Origin of the sequence: Spirillospora sp. NPDC048819 (assembly GCF_040650055.1) — a bacterium.
Lineage (GTDB): Bacteria > Actinomycetota > Actinomycetes > Streptosporangiales > Streptosporangiaceae > Spirillospora.
Window position 1 is genome coordinate 180,204 of sequence record NZ_JBEZGN010000006.1, and the last position, 19,251, is coordinate 199,454.

Genomic DNA, 19,251 nt, shown 5'->3' on the forward strand with positions numbered 1-19,251 from the left:
GGTGTCTCCGTGTCTCCGGTCGGTCCGTTCGGTTGCGCGGTCGGGTGGCGGGGGCCTTCAGTCACCGCCCCCGGCGGTCTTGGCGGTCGCCGGCTCGGGCTCGTCCGGTTCGTCGGGCTCGTCCGGCGGACGCCGGCGCGCGAGCCCCGCCCCGGCCGCGACGAGCACGGCGGCGAGGAGCCCGAACGTCCCGGTCAGGATCCACACCCCCGAACCCCAGGTGTGCCACGCGGCGATCCCGATCATGGGGCCGACGGCGTAGCCGACCTGCTGCGGGACGGTCGCCGCGGCGATGTAGCGGGCCCGCAGCGCCGGCGGCGCGACCAGGCCGGGGTAGGCCATCATCGACGGCGCCGCGATGACCTCGCCGAACGTCCACACGACGGTCGCGATGAGCAGCAGCGCGATCGGCGTCGGCCCGGTGTAGAGGAGGTGGCCGACGCCCAGCAGCGCCATGCCGAGGGTCATCGGGAGCCCGATCGGCAGCCGCTGGAGCCACTTGGACAGCAGCACCTCGAACGCGATGACGATGGCCCCGTTGATGGTCAGCAGGGTCGCGTACACCCGCTCGTCGTGGCCCGAGCCCGTCACGAACAGCGGCAGCGCCGCCGACGCCTGGATGTAGGCGACCGCCGTGAAGAACAGGCCGAGGACGACGAGCATGAACCGCCGGTCGGCCAGGATCTGCGCGTAGCCGGCGCGTTTGCCGCCGGCCTTGTCGCCGCCGGCGTCCGGCTCGGGGTTGGACCGCAGCGCCGCGTAGGCGACGATGCCGAAGGCCAGCGACGTCGCCGCGTCCACGTAGAACAGGGAGCCGTAGGACGCGTAGGTCAGCAGCAGCGCGGCGCCCATCGGGCCGAGCGTCGCGCCGACGTTGAACGTCAGCCGCAGCACCGAGAAGACCATGACGTGCCTGGACTTCGGCGTCAGCTCCACGACCCACGCCATCGCGGCGGGACGGTACGCCTGCGCCGTCATGCCCGCCCCCGCCGCGACGAGGGAGCCGGTCCACATGTCCGGCACGTGCACGAGGGCCGCGGTCAGGACGGCCGTGCTCACCATCGAGCCGACGATGACCGCGCGGTACCCGACCCGGTCGGCGGCGGCGCCGCCCACCGCGGAGCCGGAGATCCGCCCGATCATCAGCGCGGTCAGCACGACGCCGCTCTCCCACGCGCTGAACCCCTCGTCGGTGAGGAACAGCACGAGGAACGCGTTGAGGAACATCGCCAGGTTGCTGATCAGGTTGCCCAGGACCAGGATCCGGACGGTCGAGTTCATCTCCCGCAGCGTCGACAGGACGGTCGGGTGCTCGGCGGTGCTCATGACGCGGGCTCCAACCTGGTTCCCTCGAACGTGAAGTACCGTCCGGGATCGGCGACCGCGGCGGCGGTCTCCTCCGCCGACGCGCCGACCGCGATCACGAAGCCGGTGCGGGCGAGGCCGTGCGGCGGCCGCCGCACCCGCATGCCCGGCTGGACGCCGACCTCCACCTCCGTGACCGGCGGGCGCATCAGCTCCCGGTGCGCGGTCGCCGAGGTGACCTCCATGTCGTAGGGCGGGTAGGCGAACCTGATCGACGCGGCCCGCAGCGGCTTCGGGAACGCCACGGCCGGCGGACGTCCCGCCACGACGTGCGCCGCGGCGAGCGGGGCGTCCACACCGGAGGTCAGGAGCCCGAGGTAGGGGATCATCCCGCCGCCGAGGCGGGCGTTGATCTCGATGACGTGCCGCGCGCCGTCCGGGGTGAGCTTGAACTCGATGTGGGTGAAGCCGTCGGTGAACCCGGCGGCGGCGTGGGCGCGGGTCAGCAGGTCGAGCATGCCGGGGTCGGTCAGCAGCGGATCGTTCGCGTCCACGTCGTGGCCGATCTCCTCGAACGCCAGGTCGCCGCTGCCGCCGAGGACCTTGCGCGCGACGATCAGCGGCGTGCACTCGCCCCGGTGGACGACGCACTCGAAGGAGACCTCCGGGCCGTCGAGGAACTCCTCGACGACCACGTAGTCGTCGAACTGGCGGATGCCGTCCATCCGCGTGCCGTCGGTGAGCGCGAACGCGCGGTCCAGGTCGTCCGGCCCCTCGGCCTTGCTCAGCCCGAGGCTGCCGCCCAGGTTCCGCGGCTTGACGATCACCGGGTAGCCGACCTCGTCCGCGAACGCGCGGGCCTGCTCGAGCGACGCGACGGCGCGGGACGCGGGCTGCGGAAGCCCCGCGTCCCGCAGCGCCTCGCGGGCGGCGGACTTGTCGCGGCAGCGCGCCACCGCGTCCGGGTCCAGGACGGGGAAGCCGAGTGCCGCGCTGAGATGCGCCGACGTCTCGATGTAGACCTCGTCGTAGCAGTAGACCCCGGCGACGTCGTGGTCGCGTGCCACCTCGCGGGCCGCCGCCGTCAGCTTCTCCAGGTCGAGGCAGTCGACGACGGTGTGCCCGATGATGTAGGGGTCCTCCCAGGTGGCCGGGACGGGGTTCAGCAGCCAGAGCCGGTACCGCGCCGACACCGACTCCAGGATGTAGGCGCGGTAGACCCAGTAGCTGCTCGCGACCAGGAGAAGGAGCGGACGGTCGTCGCCCGCGGACGGGTTGTACGACATGCGGACCTCGTGGTGGAGCGTCGAGTGGTGGGGCATCGAGTGGTGTTGCGTCGGAGGGCGTCTGGAGAGCGTCAGGAGAAGTAGTCCTGGAGTCCGCCGCGCCGGCGGACGTCGAGGGTGGCGCAGTGGAAGCCGCCGCCGAACGTGTTGACCGTGCGGAACGGGACGGGGATGGGCGTGAACCCCTCCTTCTCCAGCAGCCGCAGCAGCTCGGTCTCCTGCGCCTCCACGAAGATCCGGTCCTGGTCGAGCATCAGGGTGTTCATCGCGATCCAGCGGCTGCAGAAGTACATCGTCTGGTCGGCGGGGATGGCGGGCTCGGGGCAGATCAGCACGTCCCAGTCCGCGAACATCTCCGGCAGTTCGGGCACCCGCTCCGGGTTGATCAGCACGCGACCGGGACGCAGCGGGACGAACGTGGCGTTGAGGTGCATCGGATGGTCGTCCATGAACGCCACCTCGTGCACCCGGAACTCGTCGCCGAGGAGCCGCCGCGTCCACTCGATGCCGAACCGGTTGGTGACGTGGCTGCGCTGCACGAGGATGTCGCGGCCGAACCGCATGAAGTCGCCCGCGTCCACGATCGGCTCGAACTCGGTGATGACGGACGTCGCGTCCGGGAACGGGTCGTCCGGCGACGGCGTCTCCGGCTTCGCCGCGGCGTAGCCGGGGTTGAAGGACGCGTCGGTGAGCTGCGGCTTCGGTGCGGCGACCCAGCGGGCGCCGCGCCGGAAGTAGTCCTTGAAGATCGTCCGGAACGGGTGGGTCGCGAAGTAGTACGACCGCCAGCCCATCGTCGCCTCGACGATCTGGTCGCCCGCCACGAGGGCGATGTCGCGGGGGAAGGTGTGCGACGAACCGCCGGTGGACGACCAGTCGGCGGTGCCGAACGACCGGGACTGGTCGACGGGGTCGGGCCGCCGGACCGTCACCCCCTCGCCCTCCAGGATCGACACGAACCCTTCGAGTTCCGCGCGGGCGGCGTCGACCTGCTCGGCCGGGAAGCCGCCGCCTCCGTTGCGGCGGTAGAAGTCCCACGCCTCCGGCGGCACCGTCGCCTCGATCGCCGGATGCCACGGCGGGACGGCGGCGCCGTCGATCACGCCGACGATCACCTCTTCGAGCGGATCCCACTCGTTGTACGAGCCGACCGGGGAGGGGTTCTCAGCCATCGTGGGACGTCCTTTCGACGGTTCGAACGGTCACGCGCGCCTCCGGCGAGGCCGCCTTCAGGCCGTGCAGCCGGTTCCGCGGCACCAGCAGCACGTCGCCCGCGCCGAGCCGGTGCGGGTTCTCGGTCGCCCACGCGTGCACGTCCACCTCACCGGCGGTGACCTCGACGAGCCGGTCGGTCTCGTACACGCCGGTGCAGAACGGGCTGTCGGGACGAAGAGTGCTGGTCACGGCGTCGTCCAGCCCGGAGGACGCCAGCGCGGCGCCCGCCTCGGCGTGGTCGTCGAGCGTGTCGGCCCAGGCGATCTGGGCGCGGAAGTCGGCGTCGCCGAGCCGCAGCAGGAGCTTGGTGTCCTCGATGCCGCGCACCAGTTCGGGGATGACCAGCTCACCGTGGGTGCGGGCCAGGCCGAGCAGGAGGTTCTCGTACGTCATCCGCCCGTGGTGGATGTCGATGTGGGCGTGCTCGTCGCAGTACTTGGCGTCCACCCGGTCGCCGTACACGGCGCGGAGCATCACCCCGGTGTCGGCGAACCCCTGGGCGAACAGCCACTCCAGGTACGTCACCGCGGCCATGTAGCGGAACATGCCGCGGTGGTCCTCGGTGAGCCAGTTGAAGTAGTTCACCCCGACCAGGGAGCTGGTCAGGTAGAAGTTCCAGTACGCGTGCACGTCGGTGCGCAGCCCGACGCTCGCCAGCATCTCCTTGAAGATCGTGCTGTGCTTGGCGCCGTACACGCCGTACCCGAACTCGTCGTTGAAGATCTTGAAGAGCTCGGACTGCTCGACGCCGTAGGACCCGCCCAGGTTGCGCGCCATCGCCGACGCCTCCGTCAGCGCGTCCAGCGCAAGCTGGATCAGGTGCAGCGCCGCCGCCTCCTCCGGGTGCCGGCACTCGGTGATGGCCCGCATCGTGCCGGTCACCGGCGCCGCCGCGTCCACCGCCGGGTTGTTCCCGGACGCGTCCGCCGGCGCCCCCGCCCCGCCGACCTCGGCGAGGAAGTACTCCTGCAGCTCGTCCAGGGTCCGGACCGGCGGCACCGTCACGGCGTCGTCGAGGAACGAGAACGCGTAGCGCTCCAGATCCGGCCGGACGGTGTCGCGCAGCCGCCGCACCTCGTCGCCGTAGAACAGGTCGAAGTCGTCCTTGGCCGCCGCGAGGCCCTCGGGCGGCAGCAGGATCATGTCGCTCTCGTAGGCGTTGCACAGCACGCGCCCCGCGACGAGCTGCCCGGCGCCCAGGAACTCCGCCTCGGTGGCCGGGACGGAGAAGTCCCGGTCGCCGGCGCCGGGCGGGCCGATCGGCCGCCGGAACGGGTTCCCGGTGATGTACACCTCCGGCCCCGGCTGGAAGATCCGCTGCGCGCAGTACGCCGCGAGGGCGCCGGACCGTTCCGAAGTGATGATCGTCATCGCGCCGCCTCCGGGACATCGCGTTCCTGGCCGGGGGCCGTCCCGGCGGGGACGGTGAAGCGGACGCACTCCCCGTCGTGCGCCGCGTCCAGCACGACCGGCTCGCCCGGCTGGACGTGCACCGGCACGGGCAGGCACTGGATCGCCTGCTTCCAGTGCGAGTCGTGCCCGGGTGCGTTGTCGATCGTGATCCCGGGGAGCAGCTCCATCTCGAACCAGAACGCGATCGCGTGCAGCTTCCCCGCGGCGGTGGGATGCACCAGGAGTTCGGTGCTGCGCGGCGTCGCGTCGGCGGTGTGGAAGTCGAAGTCGAACACCGGCAGCGGGTCCGACAGCGTCCGGTGCTCGTGCCGGTGGAGCCGGGAGTCGAAGTACTCCAGCGTCGACAGCCGGTTGAACGGCGCCAGGTCGAACCCGTACAGCTTGCCCACGTGGTTCTTGCGGTGCAGCGGCTCGCTCTCGATCAGCTGGGCGATGATCCGCCCCCGCGACGGCATGATCGTCGCGTCCCGGGTGAGCAGATGCTCGCGGGCGTGCGCGATCGTGCCGAGGATGCCCTCGCCGAGCAGCCCGCAGTCGACGATCTCGGTGACCAGCAGGTCGGCCCGCCTGGGCAGGTCCTCCGGCACCGTCATCCGGGTGGACAGCTTGGAGACGACGGTGACCGCGTCGTCGTACCCGGCCACCCGCACGACCCGTGAGGCCGTCTCGGCGACGGCCGGCTGCCCCTCGCACGCCACGACCTGGCGCGCCCCGGCCCGGGCCGCCATCATCGCCAGCAGCCCCGACCCGGCGCCGATGTCCAGCACCAGCGACCCCGGGTCCGACGCCACCGCCCGCCGGATCGCCCGGTCGTAGATCTCGGCGCGCTCCTCGTCGTGCAGCATCTCCCAGTGCCAGCGGGGGACGGCGCGGCGGACGGCGCGGTTCCGGCCGATCCGCGCCTCCTCGTTGTCGCGGTCCAGGCCGAGGATGAGCTCGTACGCCTTCGCGGCGTCCTCGTAGCGGCCCTGATGGTGCAGGTCGCGTCCCCAGCGCAGGAACTCCGCGAGCTCCAGGTCGGCGTGGATCTCCGGAACGGGATCCATCAGGTCGGATTCGTGCGTCGGCTCCACGACCGTGCCTCCTCGGTTCGGACCAGGTGGTGAGGTGTTGGTGGCGCTGTCCGGCGTCATCGCTGCGCGGCCCCCTCGCCGCCTGCGGCCTCGATCGCGTCGGCCGCGCAGGGCGCGTCCGGCGGGAGGTTGGCGAGGACCTCCTTGCGGATGACCGAGATCGGCGCGGCGCCGTCTCCGTCGCCGTCCGGGAGGACGACGACCGCCTCGTCGCCGCTGCGCACCATCGGCAGGCTGGTGCGCTTCACGGCCGCGACGCCGACCTTGGTGCCGTGCCAGGGGCAGCTCAGGCGCCGCCCGTCCGGGGTGAGGCGGGCCAGGCTCAGCGGCCCGCCCCGGTGCGGGCAGCGGTCGAGGACGAGCAGCGCCCGCCCTTCGGTGTGGAGGACGAAGTAGCGGTCGTGGCCGACCATCACGGTGTTGTGGCGGCTCAGATCCATGACGATGACGCGGGCCATCGGCTCCTCTTGTCGTTCGGGCGCGGCCGGGGGACGGGCGTGGGCGGCACCGGCATGGCGCGGGCGAGCGAAATCAGGGGTACGGGGTAGGGGCACATGGCGAGGCCGTACGTGCCCCGCCGGTGTTCGGGGAGGGAGTGGACGCCGCTCCGGCACGGCGCCTCGTGATGGATCAGCCGTCGGGGGCCGCGGTATGGAGCAGGTAGGCGCACTCGGGGCCCGCGGGCCGCACCCCGTAGAGCCGGCCGGCCGGGATCAGCACCACGTCACCGCGTGCCAGCCGCTCGGGCGGCCCGGTCGGGGTCGTGATGAGCTCCGCCTCGCCGCGCTCGACCTCCAGGACCATGGCGTCGTCGTGGCCGCGCGTCCCGAACGGGCTGTCCGGCGTCAGGACGACCCGCTGCGGCGGCGTGGACCCGAGCGGGACCGTTCCCGCGAGTTCCCGGTGGCGGGGAAGGTCGTCCGCCCACCGGATCTGCGCCGCGGTGTCGTCCTCGAACCATCCGCCGATGAGCCGCGCCTCCGCGACGCCGCGCATCAGCTCGGGGACGACGCGGGGGCCGTGCCTTTCGGCCAGGGCCAGCAGCACCTGCTCCCTGGTGATGCGCCCGTGGTGCTCGTCGATATGCGCGTGCTCGTCGCAGTAATGCAGATCGACTTCGTCTCCGAAAATGTCCCTGAACACCTTGACCATCTCCACGAAGGCGGGCGCGAATACCGCCTCCGCATAGGTCACGGCACCCGCGTACCGGAAGAACTTCGCATGATCGCGGGACAAGTAGTAATAGTAGTTGTTCGTGGCCAGCGGTCCGGCGAGGTAGAAGTTCCAATACGCGTGCACATGGGTCGCCATGCCGCGGCTGCGCAGCATCTTGGCGAAGATGGTGGTGTGCTTGGCGTCGTAGACCCCGTACCCGAATTCGTCAATGAAGATCTTGAACAGGGCGGATTGTTCGGGTCCGTAGGCGCCGGCGAGGTTGCGCGACATCGCGGACGCCTCGGTGAGGCCGTCGAGCGCGAGCTGGACCAGGTACAGGTCGGCGGCGCTCTCCCGGTCGCGGGCACCGGCGATGGCCGCGAGTGCGGGCGATGGACCGTTCTCGGCCTCGGCGACCACGTGCTGGAAGTAGGCGTCCAGCACTTCGGGTGTGGCGGCGCCGCTGACGTCCACGGCGTCGTCGAGGCAGGCGAAGGCGAAACGTTCCAGGGCCGAGACGGACGACTCCCGGAGTTCGCGCAGTTCGGAGCCGTAGAAGAGGTCGAAGTCCCCGTGCAGGCCGGCCAGTCCCTGCTCGGGGAGCAGGACCGTGTCGGCCTCGTAGAACGTGCCGAGCAGCCGGTGCGCTGCGAGGGAGCGGTGCGCGGCCCACTGGCTGGCATCCGGCGGCCGGTCGAAGTCGGCCGCGGAGAGCGCGTCCGGGACCAGCATCCGGCGGTAGGGGTTGGGAGCGTGCAGTACCTGGGCGTCACCTTGGAAAAGCGGGCTCCGGGCGAACGAGATGATCCGCTTTCCCAGGGTGCCGCCAACGTCTTTGTCGGCAGATTGTATTGTCATTTAATTGTACCGTTCACCTGACTACTTCATGGGTCGGGTGTAGTTGTGTGCGCCTGGCCGGTGGTACCGACAGGAACGCGAGAACGGTTTCGGGGTTCGTAGGCGGGTATGGCGGGCGTTGCACAGCGGGATTGAACTATCACTTGTGGTGAGAGTCCGGGGTCCCGCTGCGGGAGGCACGTTAACAAAGGCCGGTGGTCCGATCAATGATCAACCTTGACTTTATTGACCGGATGATCTGGCAGATCCTGTGTGCGTCGATAGCGGTCATGGCGCCGCCGAATTAGGACTCTCCCTATCCCGCGCGCCGGGTCCGGACCCGGTCCGCGATCCCGGCTGGTGCGCTGACCTTGGGGTTCCGCCTCCCGGACGACGCCGGCGTCAGGGGCGCACCCACCGCGGACCGACGGCGAACCCCTCTTGACGTGCAGTGGAGACACCTGTCAGGCGTTAACCGGGGGATATCCCCGATTCATGGACCGTATTCGGCCCACACGGCCGCCCGCCACGGCCGGACCCGGCGCGAGCCCCGTCCGGGCGGGCCCATACCCCCGGCATCGCGGCGCGCCTAGACTCCCGCCATGGACCTCACGGACGCGACGCGCATGATCCTCTCCGAGTCGGCAGAGCATCCAGAACTCCTCCGGACGCGCCAGGCTCCGGTCCGCGCGCGGTAGAGAGTCCGGTGCGCACCAGAGGCAGGGGAGCACCGGACGCCGAGCAGCCCTGGAACGAGATCGTCCCCGGGCTGTGGATGGGCGGCCACCACTATGCGGACGCGTCCGGGGAGCGGGTCCCCGCGATCGTCACCGACCAGTTCGACGTGGTCGTCAGCCTCCACCGGAGGGACGGCCACGGCCCGTCCGGCCACGTCGAGCACCACTATGCGGACCTGCCCGACGGTCCTCTGACCGCCGATCAACTGGAGGCCGTGTGCCGGCTGGCGGAGACGGCCGTGGACGCGGTGCGGCACGGACGGCGGGTGCTCGTCCGCTGCCATTCCGGCTACAACCGGTCGGGACTCGTCGTCGCGCAGGGCCTCATCGGGATGGGGTACTCGGCCGAGGACGCGGTGTTCGTCGTCCGGTACCGCAGATCGAAATGGGCGCTGAACAATCACCTGTTCGTCGACTACCTGACCACAGGACTGGAAGTGGCGCGCCTGCTGACCGGCCTCGACAGCCTCTCTCAGGACGGCGACGTCGGATAGCCCGGCTCCCGGAAAGTGCGCCGGTAGGCGGACGGCGAGGTTTTCATCGCCCGGCCGAAATGGTGCCGGAACGTCACCGGGCTCTCGAAGCCGACGGCCGCGCCGACCTCCTCGACCGGTGTGACGCCCTCCTCCAGCAGCGGCAGCGCCGCCATGACCCGCTGGGCGACGACCCAGCGGAGCGGGCTCGTCCCCGTCTGCCTGCGGAAATGCCGGATGAACGTGCGGGGTGCGAGACGCGCCTCTTCGGCCATCCGCGCGACCGTGATGGGCTCGGCGAGATGCGCGAGGGCCCACGCCATCGAGCGCGCGATGGCGTCGTCCTCCGCCGGGCGGGTCACGGCGGCCTCCACGAACTGCGCCTGCCCGCCCTCCCGGTGCGGCGGGACGACCAGCCGCCGGGCCACCGCGTTCGCGACCCGGGCGCCGTGATCCTTGCGGACGAGATGCAGGCACATGTCGAGCCCGGCGGCGCTCCCGGCCCCGGTGAGCACGTCGTCGCCGTCCACGTACAGCACGTCCGGTGTCACGCGGACCCGCGGGAAGCGGCGCCGCAGCAGGTCCGCGTACTGCCAGTGCGTGGTGGCGGCACGTCCGTCCAGGAGGCCGGCGGCGGCGAGCGCGAACGCGCCCGAGCAGATCGACACGACGCGGGCGCCGCGCGAACGCGCCTCCCGCAGGGCCGCGATGACCTCCGGCGCGGGGTCGCCGTGGACGTCGGGAACGGCGACGACCATCACCGTGTCCGCGGACGCGAACGCGTCGAGGCCGTGCTCGGCCGTCATCGTGAAGCCGCCGGCCGCGCGCATCGGGCCGCGTTCCAGCGAGCAGACCCGCAGCTCGTACCAGGGGACGTCCAGTTCCGGACGCGGCAGCCCGAACACCTCGACGACCGAGCCGAGTTCGAACGGCGCCATCCCGTCGAACGCGAGCACCGACACCGTGTGCCGGCGTGCCGGGGGAGCGACCAACATGGCGAAATCTTAACGGAGGACGGCGTTCACGCCACTGTCCGGGCGGGCCTCCCTCACCGCAGCATTGAGGCGTTCACAAGAATCCCCTGGTCAAGGAGCAACAGATGAGCGTCTCCCGCCCTGCCGCGTCCAGCGAGGAAGCCGTCCGGCACTTCGCCGCCCGCCTGTCGTTCGAGACCGACGTGTCGGACGTGGCGGCACGAATCCTTGGGCGCAGCGAACCGGAGGGCATGGTCGTCGTCGACACGCGCAGCACCGAAAGCTGGGACCAAGGCCACATTCCGGGCGCACTCCACCTCCCCACCGCGGAGATCGCCGGACGTGCCGCGACGCTGATCCCCCGGGACGCGACCGTGGTCGTCCACTGCTGGGGCCCCGGCTGCAATGGTGCGACGAAGGCCGCATTGCTGTTCGCCGAGCTCGGTTTTCCGGTGAAGGAGATGATCGGCGGATTCGAATACTGGGCCCGCGAAGGACTCCCTGTCGAGACCGCCGCGGGGACGGTCGCCCGGCGCTCCCCCGACCCGCTCACCTCCCCTGTGACCACCGTCTCCTGTGACTGTTGACACCCTGCGAAACCAATGACGCGGAATGTTCCAACCGGGACGGGGCATAAGAAGCCACCACGGCGACGTTAGACTCTAGGAATCATTCTTCGACGCCCCATGGCGTCAGGCTCGTCCTTGCAGCCCACTCACACCGTGGTGCCTCCCGAGACGTGCCCCCCTCTCGGAAGGTAATGCGTGACCTCAGCTGCCGCTGCACAGAACCCGTCCATGCCCGCCACCGCGGACGAGGAGCAGGTTCCCACCTTCACCGAGCTCGGCCTCCCGTCGTCGCTGGTGAACTCCCTGACCCGTCAGGGAATCGACTCGCCGTTCCCCATCCAGGTCGCCGCGATCCCCGACGTGATGGCGGGACGCGACGTCCTCGGCCGAGGCAAGACCGGCTCCGGCAAGACCCTGGCGTTCGGCCTGCCGCTCCTGGCCCGGCTCTCCGGCCGCAAGGCCGCCCCTAAGCGTCCCCTGGCGCTGATCCTGGTGCCGACCCGCGAGCTGGCCCAGCAGGTGCAGACCAACCTGGAGCCGCTCGGCCGCGGCCTCGGGCTGCACTTCAAGACCGTTATCGGCCAGACCTCCATGTTCAAGCAGATCGACGCGCTGCGCCGCGGCGTCGAGATCCTGGTCGCCACCCCCGGCCGCCTCAAGGACCTGATGCGGCAGGGCGCCTGCGACCTGTCCGACATCGAGATCCTGGTGCTGGACGAGGCCGACCACATGGCCGACATGGGCTTCCTGCCCGACGTCACCGACATCCTCGACGCCGCCAAGCCCGGCGGGCAGCGCCTGCTGTTCTCCGCCACCCTCGACAAGGACGTCGACGTCCTGGTCAAGCGCTACCTGAACGACCCGGTGCGGCACGCCATCGGCCCGGTCGACGAGTCCGTCAGCACGATGGAGCACCACCTCCTCCTCGTCGCGCCGAAGGAGAAGGCCGCCGTCACCGCCGAGATCGCCAACCGCGAGGGCCGGACGATCCTGTTCGCCCGCACCAAGCACGGCGTCGACCGGCTCGCCAAGCAGCTCGTCCAGGTCGGCGTCCGCGCGGCGGGCCTGCACGGCGGCAAGAGCCAGGGGCTGCGCACCCGCACGCTCGCCGAGTTCCGCGAGGGCTCGATCAGCGTGCTGGTCGCCACCGACGTCGCCGCCCGCGGCATCCACGTCGACGACGTGTCCCTCGTCATGCACGTCGACCCGCCCGCGGACAGCAAGGACTACATGCACCGCGCGGGCCGCACGGCCCGGGCCGGCGAGAGCGGCACCGTCGTCACGCTCGTCCTGCCGCACCAGGTGCGCGCCACGTCCGCGATGACGCGCCGCGCCGGCATCAACGCGCCCCGCACCCGGGTCACCACCGGCGACGCGGAGCTGGTCAAGCTGACCGGCGCCCGCCCGCCGTCCGGCATCCCGATCGAGGGCCCGATCATCCCCGAGCGCCCGCAGCGCGCGGGCGGCGGCCGGGGCCGCCAGGGCGGACGCCGCGGCGGCCGCGGCTTCGGCGGCGGCGGCCGCCCCCGCGAGGGCGGCGAGCACCGCAGCTCCTACTCCGGCGGCGAGCGGCGCGGCGGCGGCCCCCGCACCGGCGGCGGCGCGCACCCGAGCCGCCGGGGCGGCTCCTACCGCGAGGGCGGCGACCGCCGCCCCGCCCGCTACAACTGACACGTCCCTCCGAAGCCCCGCCCGAACGCCAGGGCGGGGCTTCGCCCTTTCGCGCCCCCGCGAGCCGCCGCCCCTCGGGTGATCTCCGTTCCGGTTGAACCGGGGCGGGAGGTTCGGCGTCGGAGAGGAAAGCGATCATGCGCGGACGGGGGGCGAGGGTGGCGTACGGGCAGGGCACCTGGGGAGCGGCCGGCGGAGCTCAGGCGCCGGTCGTGATCCGCGTCGAGTCGGCCTCGATGGCGGGGCGGCACGGGCCGAACTCGATGACGCTGCCCGTCGTGGCGCAGATCGGCGACTCCCGGATGCGGCTGCGGGTCGGTGACAACCCCGTGCCGCTGCCGCCGGGCGTGTGGCCGGTGACGGTCTGGTGCTCGTACTACGGAATGAAGTCCGGGCGGGCGGAACTCACCGTGGACACGCGGGCGGGACGGCCCGTGCTGCTCTACTACACGGCCCCGCGCACGATCTACAACCGCGGTGCGCTCGGCTACGCGCCCGCCGAACGGCCGGGCAGGACGACGCTGACGCTCATCTACACGCTGGTCCCCGTCGCGGTGGTGCTGACCGTGGTCGTCCTGGCGCTGCTGTCCGGCTAGCCGGCCTCTTCGCGGAGGACGTCGTCCTCGCGGGCGGCGGACTGTTCGCGCAGCCTGTCCTGGAGGATCTGGAGGCCTTCGAGGCCGTCCACGGAGAGCGCGGCCAGCTCGTCCAGGGACATGAGGGGCTCGGTGCGCAGCGGCGGCTGCCAGCCGTTCTCCTTGTCGTGGCTGCGGAGGACCTTGGCGGGGACGCCGCCGATGACGGCGTGGTCGGGGAACTCGCCGCGGACGACGGCGCCGCCAGCGACGGCGACGTTGCGGCCGAGCCGGGTGCCCGGAAGGATGATCGCGCCCGTCCCGATCCAGCAGCCGTCACCGATGACGACGGGGTTGTTCTCCGGCCACTGCCGCCCGATGGGGGTGTGCAGGTCGCCGTAGGCGTGGTTCTGGTCGGTGATGTAGACGTTGGGGCCGGTGAAGACGTCGTCGCCGATGTCGATGGACTGGTGGCCGACGATGTGGGTGCCGCGTCCGAGGGAGCAGCTCGCACCGATGCGGACGATGACGTCCGGGCCGAGGTCGAGGCCGGGGACGAAGCCCGCCGAGATCGTGACGTGCGTGCCGACGAGCGTGTGGTCGCCGATGGCGATCCACGGCTCGCCGTAGATGGAGCCGACCGGGAAGCCGATGCACGCGCCCTCGCCCAGGTAGGCGAACTTGCGGCGGCCCGGTGTCCGCGGGGTGATCTCGCCGTGCCGCTGGATCCAGTCCCAGGCGTGGTGGACGGCCGTGTGCACGCCCCGGCGCGCCCGGTCTCCGACCCGGGCCGCCAGCAGCTGCCGGATCGAGCGTTTCGGCGACATGGCGTTCACCGTACCGGGTGGTAGCAACTGCGGGGGAGAGAGAAACGCGATGAACCGAACGTGAATCGGCGCACGCCGCGCGTGACCGGGCGCACGCCGCGCATGACCGGGGGCCCGGCCGTTCCGCGGCCGGGCCCCCGTGTGCACGCTAGTGCGGAGTGTGCACCTGACCGTCGACATCGGCGCCGGTGACCGTCATGGAGTCGGCCGAAGTGGCGTCCTCCGCGTGCTCACCGGAACCCTTGGTCAGATCTCGGACGACGCCGCGCCGTGTCGCCACCACACCGGCCACGCCGACGGCGGCGACCACCCCCATCATCGTCATGAGGGCGCCACGCCCGGGCTTGGACGATTTCGGCGGTTCCACCCGGTGGGCGGCATCGCTCAGGAACGTGCTCACCCGCGGGGCGAGCCCGGTCTCCACATACCGGGCCGCACGCCGGAGCCTCGGTGCGCTCCAGCCACGGACGATCATGACGCGCTCACCCGCGGCGGGCCTGATCCGCTCCGCCGCGGAGGAGGCACTCTGGCGGCACATCTCGGCGCCCTGGCGGGCGGCCTCCTGGACGCGGCCGAACCGCGTGAGAACTTCCTCCTGCGGCTTCCGGCGGATACTGATCATTAGGGACACGCTAACCTCCCTGTTTGCGAGGTCCTGTCATGCAGCCTTCCCAGAGACAGGGGGGTAAACCCTGTATGCGCAACCGTCCGACCACACAGGGTGACGATTTTCGGGCATGGCGAGAGACCCGCTTCCAGACGTCCAGACCAACTCCACGAGGAGGAGGCCAGCGTGGCCAACGAGATCTTCGCGACGCTCAACACGTCGCTCGGCAAGATCGTGATCCAGCTGTACCCGGAGCAGGCGCCCGAGACGGTGGCGAACTTCGTCGACCTGGCGGAGGGCAACCGGACCTGGCACGACCCGCGCACCGGCCAGAAGTCCAACGAGCCGCTCTACAACGGCACCGTCTTCCACCGCGTCATCGACCAGTTCATGCTCCAGGGCGGTGACCCGCTGGGCACCGGCACCGGCGGGCCGGGCTACGAGTTCAAGGACGAGTTCCACCCGGACCTGAAGTTCAACCGGCCCTACCTGCTGGCGATGGCCAACGCCGGGCCCGGGACCAACGGCTCGCAGTTCTTCATCACGCTCAGTGTCGCCAACACCCAGCACCTGACCGGCCGGCACACCATCTTCGGCAAGGTCATCGAGGGCACCGACGTCGTCGACCGGATCGGGAAGGTCCCGACGGGCCGCAACGACCGTCCGCAGGAGGACGTCGTCATCCAGTCGGTGACGATCGAGCGCCGTTAGTCGTTCCAACGGTGAGACCTGAAACCGGGTGAGACCCGCGACGGGTGCGACCCGCACCGGCCCACGGAGCCCCAGATGAGCACAGACCACAGCCCCGCCCCCGAGACCTCGGTGCCGACCTGCTACCGGCACCCGGGCCGGGAGACGTACGTGCGCTGCACCCGGTGCGACCGCTACATCTGCCCGGAGTGCATGCGGGACGCGGCGGTGGGACACCAGTGCGTCGAGTGCGTCGCGGAGGGCAACCGGGGCGTCCGCAAGGCGGTCCACCGGACGCCCATCGGCGCGCGGGGCTCCGCGTCCGCGGTGCCGGTCGTCTCGTACACGCTCATCGGCGCGTGCGTGGCGATGTACCTCGCCGAGCTGGCGTCTTGGCGCGTCGTGTGGGAGTTCATGATGCTCGGACGCGGCGTGCTGCCCGACGGCGAGCTCGGCGGGGTTGCCGAGGGCGAGTGGTACCGGCTTTTCACCACGATGTTCCTGCACCAGCGCGGCGGGACGTTCGGCATCACCCACATCCTGTTCAACATGTGGGCGCTGTGGGCGGTCGGCCCCGCGCTGGAGCAGGTGCTCGGCCGGTGGCGGTTCCTGGCCCTGTACATGCTGTCGGGGCTCGGCGGCTCGGTGCTGCTGTACCTGGTCGGCGACCCGGCGTCCTCGGCGGTCGGCGCGTCCGGCGCGATCTTCGGCCTGTTCGGCGCGTTCTTCGTCATCGGCCGGAAGCTGGGCGGGCCGGTCGGGCCGATCGTGGTGCTGCTGGTGATCAACCTGGTGATCACGTTCTCGGTGCCGAACATCTCCTGGCAGGGGCACGTCGGCGGGCTCGTCGTGGGCGCGGCGCTGGCCGCCGCCTACGTGTACGCGCCGGCGGCGCAGCGGCGGCTGCTGCACATCGCGGCGCCGCTGGTCACGTTCGCCCTGCTCGCCGCGCTGGTGATCGTCAGGACGGCCGAGCTGACCCCGGCGGTGGGGTAGCCGTGAACACGCGGACGCCGCTCATGGCATGCGGCGTCCGCGTCACGGCGGCACCTGGGAAAACCGCCGCACCTGTGGAAAACCTGGGGATAACCGGGGCCGGCCGGCCCCGTCCTGTGGATAACGTGCGGTCAGCGCCACCGGGTGGACAGGATCACACCGAGAATGATCGCCGTGAACCCGATGCCCAGGTTCCAGTTATGCAGGTCGGACATGAACGGCACGTCGGTGCCGGTGCTGGCCGTCACGTAGAAGACGGCGATCCAGATCAGGCCGACGAGCCACAGCCCGACCATCGTCGGCACCAGCCAGCGCGGGCTGACCTCGGGAGCCTTGGACTTCTGCGGGGGCGTGTAGACGGCCTTCTTGCGGGTTTTCGACTTGGCCACGGTGAGTCGATCTCCTCGGGCGTTCCGGCGGCCGGAGCGCCGGACCGCGCATGGGTGTTTTGTCGGTTAGCGTAGTCGCTGGTGAGCAGCGTACGGCGTCCAGCGTGGGGAAGCATCATCCCAGTTCTCACGCTCCTTGCGGGAACCCTGTTCGCGGCGAGCGCGAGCACGGCCCGCGGCACGAGCCTGCGCGAGCAGGGCCGTACCGAGATCACCGAGCTCATCGCCGGGGAACAGCGCCGCAGCCGTCAGGAGCGCGCCGAGTACCGGCGGCTCCGCCACGAGATCGACCGTATCTCGCGGGAGGCCGGACGTCACGACGCCCGCGTGAAACGGGCCCGGGCGGAAGCCGACCGCCTGGCGGCCCGCGCCGGGTTCACCCCGCTCAGCGGCACCGCCGTCCGCGTCTCCCTGGACGACGCGCCGCTGCCGAAATCCGGTGAGCTGCCGCGCGGCGTCCGACCCGACGACCTCGTCGTCCACGAGAGCGACGTACAGGCCGTCGTGAACGCGCTGTGGGCCGGCGGCGCCCGCGCGATGCAGATCATGGACCAGCGGGTGATCTCGACCAGCGCCGTCCGCTGCGTGGGCAATACGCTGATCCTGCAGGGCGTCGTGTACTCCCCGCCGTTCCGGATCACCGCCGTCGGCGACCCGGAGCGGCTCCGCGCGGCGCTCGGCGCGTCCCCCGAGATCGCGCTCTACCGCAAGTACGTGCGGGCGTACGGGCTCGGCTACTCGGTGCGGACCGTTGGACGCGCCACGCTGCCACCCTTCACCGGCAACGTGACGATGAAGCACGCTACGGTGCCGGACTAGCCGGCCCGAACCCCGAGGAGGACGCATCGGTGCGGATCCTGATCCGTGGCATGGGCGAGCTGTGCATCACCGCCGGGCTGATCCTCATGCTCTTCGTCACCTACTCGCTGTGGGGCACCGGCCGCTACACCCAGGGCCAGCAGGACCGCCTCAGCGAGGAGATGACGGGCAAATGGCAGGCGCCCAAGGTCACCACGGAGAGGGTGAAGCTCGGCAAGGGCCTCGCGAGGATCCGCATCCCCGAGTTCGGCGAGGACTACGGTTTCGTCGTGATCGAGGGCGTCGACCGCGAGGACCTGCGCAAAGGCCCAGGCCACTACCCCGGCACCGCGCTGCCGGGCCAGGTCGGCAACTTCGTGATCTCCGGGCACCGGACGACCTACTCGGCCCCCTTCAACCGGCTCGGCGAACTCGAACGCGGCGACGAGATCCTCATCGACACCCGGGACCGGCAGTACGTCTACAAGGTCACCGACCGTGAGATCGTGAACCCCGCCGCGGTGGAGGTGACCGCGCCCGTCCCCGGCCACCCCAGGCGCAAGCCGACCGAGCGCCTGATCACCCTCACCACCTGCCACCCCAAGTACTCCGCCGCCAAACGAATGATCATCTTCGGCGAGCTGGCGTCGTCCGTCCCCCGGGTACGGTCGTCCGCCGCCGGAACCTAGGAGGTCCCCGTGTACGCCTGGATCTGGCGCCGACTGCCGGGCGCGTGGCCGACCAAGACCGCCGCGGCGCTCGGCCTGATCATCGCCGTGATCGCCGTCTTCTGGTACGTCGTGTTCCCGTGGGTGGAGCCCATGGTCCAGTTCGACCAGGGCGTCGTTGAGGGCCCCGCCCCGACCGGCACTTCGCTTCCCGGTTGACCGATGCGCGTCCTCGTCGTGGACAACCACGACAGCTTCGTTTACAACATCGTCCAGTACCTGCGGGAACTGGGCGCGGACTGCACGGTCAAGGACCGTCTCGACGTCACCCTCCGCGATGCCGCCGCGGCCGACGGCGTCCTGCTGAGCCCGGGCCCCGGCCACCCCGCCGACGCGGGCGTCTGCCTAGACCTCGTCCGGGACGCCGAACTCCACGCGAGGCCCCTTCTCGGGGTCTGCCTGGGCCACCAGGTGATCGCCCACGTGCACGGCGCGAAGGTCTCCCGCGCCCCGGAGATCGTCCACGGCTTCACCAGCGAGATCACCCACGATGCCGCAGGCGTCTTCCACGGCCTTCCGAACCCGTTCCCGGCAACGCGCTACCACTCGCTGGCCGTCCAGCCCGACACCGTCCGCACGCCCTTGCACGTGACCGCCCGCACCCCCGACGGCGTGATCATGGGCCTCCGGCACCGGACCCTCCCCATCGAGGGCATCCAGTTCCACCCCGAATCGATCCTCTCCACAGGCGGCCACCAACTGTTGAGAACCTGGCTGACCACCCTCACCGCCCCACGGTGACTCGGCCTCTGCACCGCGGCAGCCGCGCCACCAGAAAATTTCGGTTGAAATCCGTAACGTCCTACGGCGTCTGGACGAAGACCATGATGAGGGCTTCCGCCATTGCCCCCGAGTGGCGGAAGCCCTCTTGCATGCCCGAATGCGGCCCGCAGCGAATGCGGCCCGCAGCGGCGAAGGGCCCCGGTCCGCCTC

Annotated in this window: 21 protein-coding genes; 10 read left to right on the forward strand and 11 right to left on the reverse strand. The window is 71.0% G+C overall.

What is annotated here, in order from left to right; genetic code table 11:
- Positions 1-57: 57 nt before the first annotated feature.
- The 7 genes from AB0C35_RS11610 to AB0C35_RS11640 all read right to left on the reverse strand — a co-directional run bounded on the left by AB0C35_RS11610 (position 58) and on the right by AB0C35_RS11640 (position 8,305).
- Positions 58-1,326, reverse strand: coding sequence for an MFS transporter (locus tag AB0C35_RS11610; RefSeq protein WP_358453401.1), 1,269 nt, complete (start codon positions 1,324-1,326; stop codon positions 58-60).
- On the reverse strand, positions 1,323-2,627 hold the full coding sequence (locus AB0C35_RS11615) for an ATP-grasp domain-containing protein (RefSeq protein WP_358453404.1): 1,305 nt from the start codon (positions 2,625-2,627) through the stop codon (positions 1,323-1,325). Before AB0C35_RS11615 ends, AB0C35_RS11610 begins: the two co-directional genes overlap by 4 nt.
- Before the next feature lie 35 nt (positions 2,628-2,662).
- A complete protein-coding gene (locus tag AB0C35_RS11620) occupies positions 2,663-3,763 on the reverse strand; it encodes a hypothetical protein (protein WP_358453407.1) in 1,101 nt (366 codons plus the stop codon).
- Positions 3,756-5,177, reverse strand: a complete 1,422-nt coding sequence (locus AB0C35_RS11625) for an iron-containing redox enzyme family protein (RefSeq protein WP_358453409.1) — start codon at positions 5,175-5,177, stop codon at positions 3,756-3,758. The genes AB0C35_RS11620 and AB0C35_RS11625 overlap by 8 nt, the downstream gene beginning before the upstream one ends.
- Positions 5,174-6,292: a 50S ribosomal protein L11 methyltransferase gene (locus AB0C35_RS11630; protein WP_358453411.1), complete on the reverse strand. Its 1,119-nt coding sequence runs from the start codon at positions 6,290-6,292 to the stop codon at positions 5,174-5,176. The genes AB0C35_RS11625 and AB0C35_RS11630 overlap by 4 nt, the downstream gene beginning before the upstream one ends.
- Before the next feature lie 56 nt (positions 6,293-6,348).
- A complete protein-coding gene (locus AB0C35_RS11635) occupies positions 6,349-6,750 on the reverse strand; it encodes a Rieske 2Fe-2S domain-containing protein (RefSeq protein ID WP_358453414.1) in 402 nt (133 codons plus the stop codon).
- 172 nt (positions 6,751-6,922) lie between these two features.
- Positions 6,923-8,305, reverse strand: a complete 1,383-nt coding sequence (locus AB0C35_RS11640; protein WP_358453417.1) for an iron-containing redox enzyme family protein — start codon at positions 8,303-8,305, stop codon at positions 6,923-6,925.
- 685 nt (positions 8,306-8,990) lie between these two features.
- Here AB0C35_RS11640 and AB0C35_RS11645 point away from each other — a divergent pair.
- The gene (locus AB0C35_RS11645) at positions 8,991-9,515 is read left to right on the forward strand and encodes a hypothetical protein (protein WP_358453420.1); all 525 of its coding nucleotides are present in this window, start codon (positions 8,991-8,993) and stop codon (positions 9,513-9,515) included.
- On the opposite strand, the gene AB0C35_RS11650 is transcribed toward AB0C35_RS11645, so the two are convergent.
- Entirely contained in the window at positions 9,494-10,489 is a 996-nt protein-coding gene (locus AB0C35_RS11650; RefSeq protein WP_358453423.1) for a helix-turn-helix domain-containing protein, read from the reverse strand. The two genes, AB0C35_RS11645 and AB0C35_RS11650, sit on opposite strands and share 22 nt — an antisense overlap.
- 104 nt (positions 10,490-10,593) lie before the next feature.
- On the opposite strand from AB0C35_RS11650, the gene AB0C35_RS11655 reads away from it, so the two are divergent.
- The 3 genes from AB0C35_RS11655 (at position 10,594) to AB0C35_RS11665 (ending at position 13,304) form a co-directional block, all read left to right on the forward strand.
- Positions 10,594-11,055: a rhodanese-like domain-containing protein gene (locus tag AB0C35_RS11655; RefSeq protein WP_358453424.1), complete on the forward strand. Its 462-nt coding sequence runs from the start codon at positions 10,594-10,596 to the stop codon at positions 11,053-11,055.
- 210 nt (positions 11,056-11,265) lie between these two features.
- A complete protein-coding gene (locus tag AB0C35_RS11660) occupies positions 11,266-12,708 on the forward strand; it encodes a DEAD/DEAH box helicase (protein WP_358453427.1) in 1,443 nt (480 codons plus the stop codon).
- Positions 12,709-12,845: 137 nt separating this feature from the next.
- Positions 12,846-13,304, forward strand: a complete 459-nt coding sequence (locus tag AB0C35_RS11665; RefSeq protein WP_358453428.1) for a hypothetical protein — start codon at positions 12,846-12,848, stop codon at positions 13,302-13,304.
- On the opposite strand, the gene AB0C35_RS11670 is transcribed toward AB0C35_RS11665, so the two are convergent.
- Together AB0C35_RS11670 and AB0C35_RS11675 are read right to left on the reverse strand one after the other, a co-directional pair.
- On the reverse strand, positions 13,301-14,110 hold the full coding sequence (locus AB0C35_RS11670; RefSeq protein ID WP_358453431.1) for an acyltransferase: 810 nt from the start codon (positions 14,108-14,110) through the stop codon (positions 13,301-13,303). The genes AB0C35_RS11665 and AB0C35_RS11670 overlap by 4 nt on opposite strands.
- A 148-nt stretch (positions 14,111-14,258) precedes the next feature.
- Positions 14,259-14,732, reverse strand: coding sequence for a hypothetical protein (locus AB0C35_RS11675; RefSeq protein WP_358453434.1), 474 nt, complete (start codon positions 14,730-14,732; stop codon positions 14,259-14,261).
- 171 nt (positions 14,733-14,903) lie between these two features.
- Between AB0C35_RS11675 and AB0C35_RS11680 the strand changes: the two genes are divergently transcribed.
- Both AB0C35_RS11680 and AB0C35_RS11685 read left to right on the forward strand, forming a co-directional pair.
- Positions 14,904-15,428, forward strand: a complete 525-nt coding sequence (locus AB0C35_RS11680) for a peptidylprolyl isomerase (protein WP_358453437.1) — start codon at positions 14,904-14,906, stop codon at positions 15,426-15,428.
- A 75-nt stretch (positions 15,429-15,503) separates the two neighbouring features.
- Positions 15,504-16,403, forward strand: coding sequence for a rhomboid family intramembrane serine protease (locus AB0C35_RS11685; RefSeq protein ID WP_358453439.1), 900 nt, complete (start codon positions 15,504-15,506; stop codon positions 16,401-16,403).
- 131 nt (positions 16,404-16,534) lie between these two features.
- On the opposite strand, the gene AB0C35_RS11690 is transcribed toward AB0C35_RS11685, so the two are convergent.
- On the reverse strand, positions 16,535-16,792 hold the full coding sequence (locus AB0C35_RS11690) for a cell division protein CrgA (RefSeq protein ID WP_358453442.1): 258 nt from the start codon (positions 16,790-16,792) through the stop codon (positions 16,535-16,537).
- 81 nt (positions 16,793-16,873) lie between these two features.
- Between AB0C35_RS11690 and AB0C35_RS11695 the strand changes: the two genes are divergently transcribed.
- From AB0C35_RS11695 to AB0C35_RS11710, 4 genes are read left to right on the forward strand one after another with little or no spacing between them, the layout of a single operon-like run.
- Positions 16,874-17,611, forward strand: a complete 738-nt coding sequence (locus tag AB0C35_RS11695; RefSeq protein WP_358453445.1) for a DUF881 domain-containing protein — start codon at positions 16,874-16,876, stop codon at positions 17,609-17,611.
- A gap of 29 nt (positions 17,612-17,640) precedes the next feature.
- Positions 17,641-18,279, forward strand: coding sequence for a class E sortase (locus AB0C35_RS11700; protein ID WP_358453447.1), 639 nt, complete (start codon positions 17,641-17,643; stop codon positions 18,277-18,279).
- A 9-nt stretch (positions 18,280-18,288) separates the two neighbouring features.
- Positions 18,289-18,477, forward strand: a complete 189-nt coding sequence (locus AB0C35_RS11705; RefSeq protein ID WP_358453450.1) for a hypothetical protein — start codon at positions 18,289-18,291, stop codon at positions 18,475-18,477.
- 3 nt (positions 18,478-18,480) lie between these two features.
- A complete protein-coding gene (locus AB0C35_RS11710) occupies positions 18,481-19,059 on the forward strand; it encodes an aminodeoxychorismate/anthranilate synthase component II (protein ID WP_358453453.1) in 579 nt (192 codons plus the stop codon).
- Positions 19,060-19,251 lie beyond the last annotated feature (192 nt).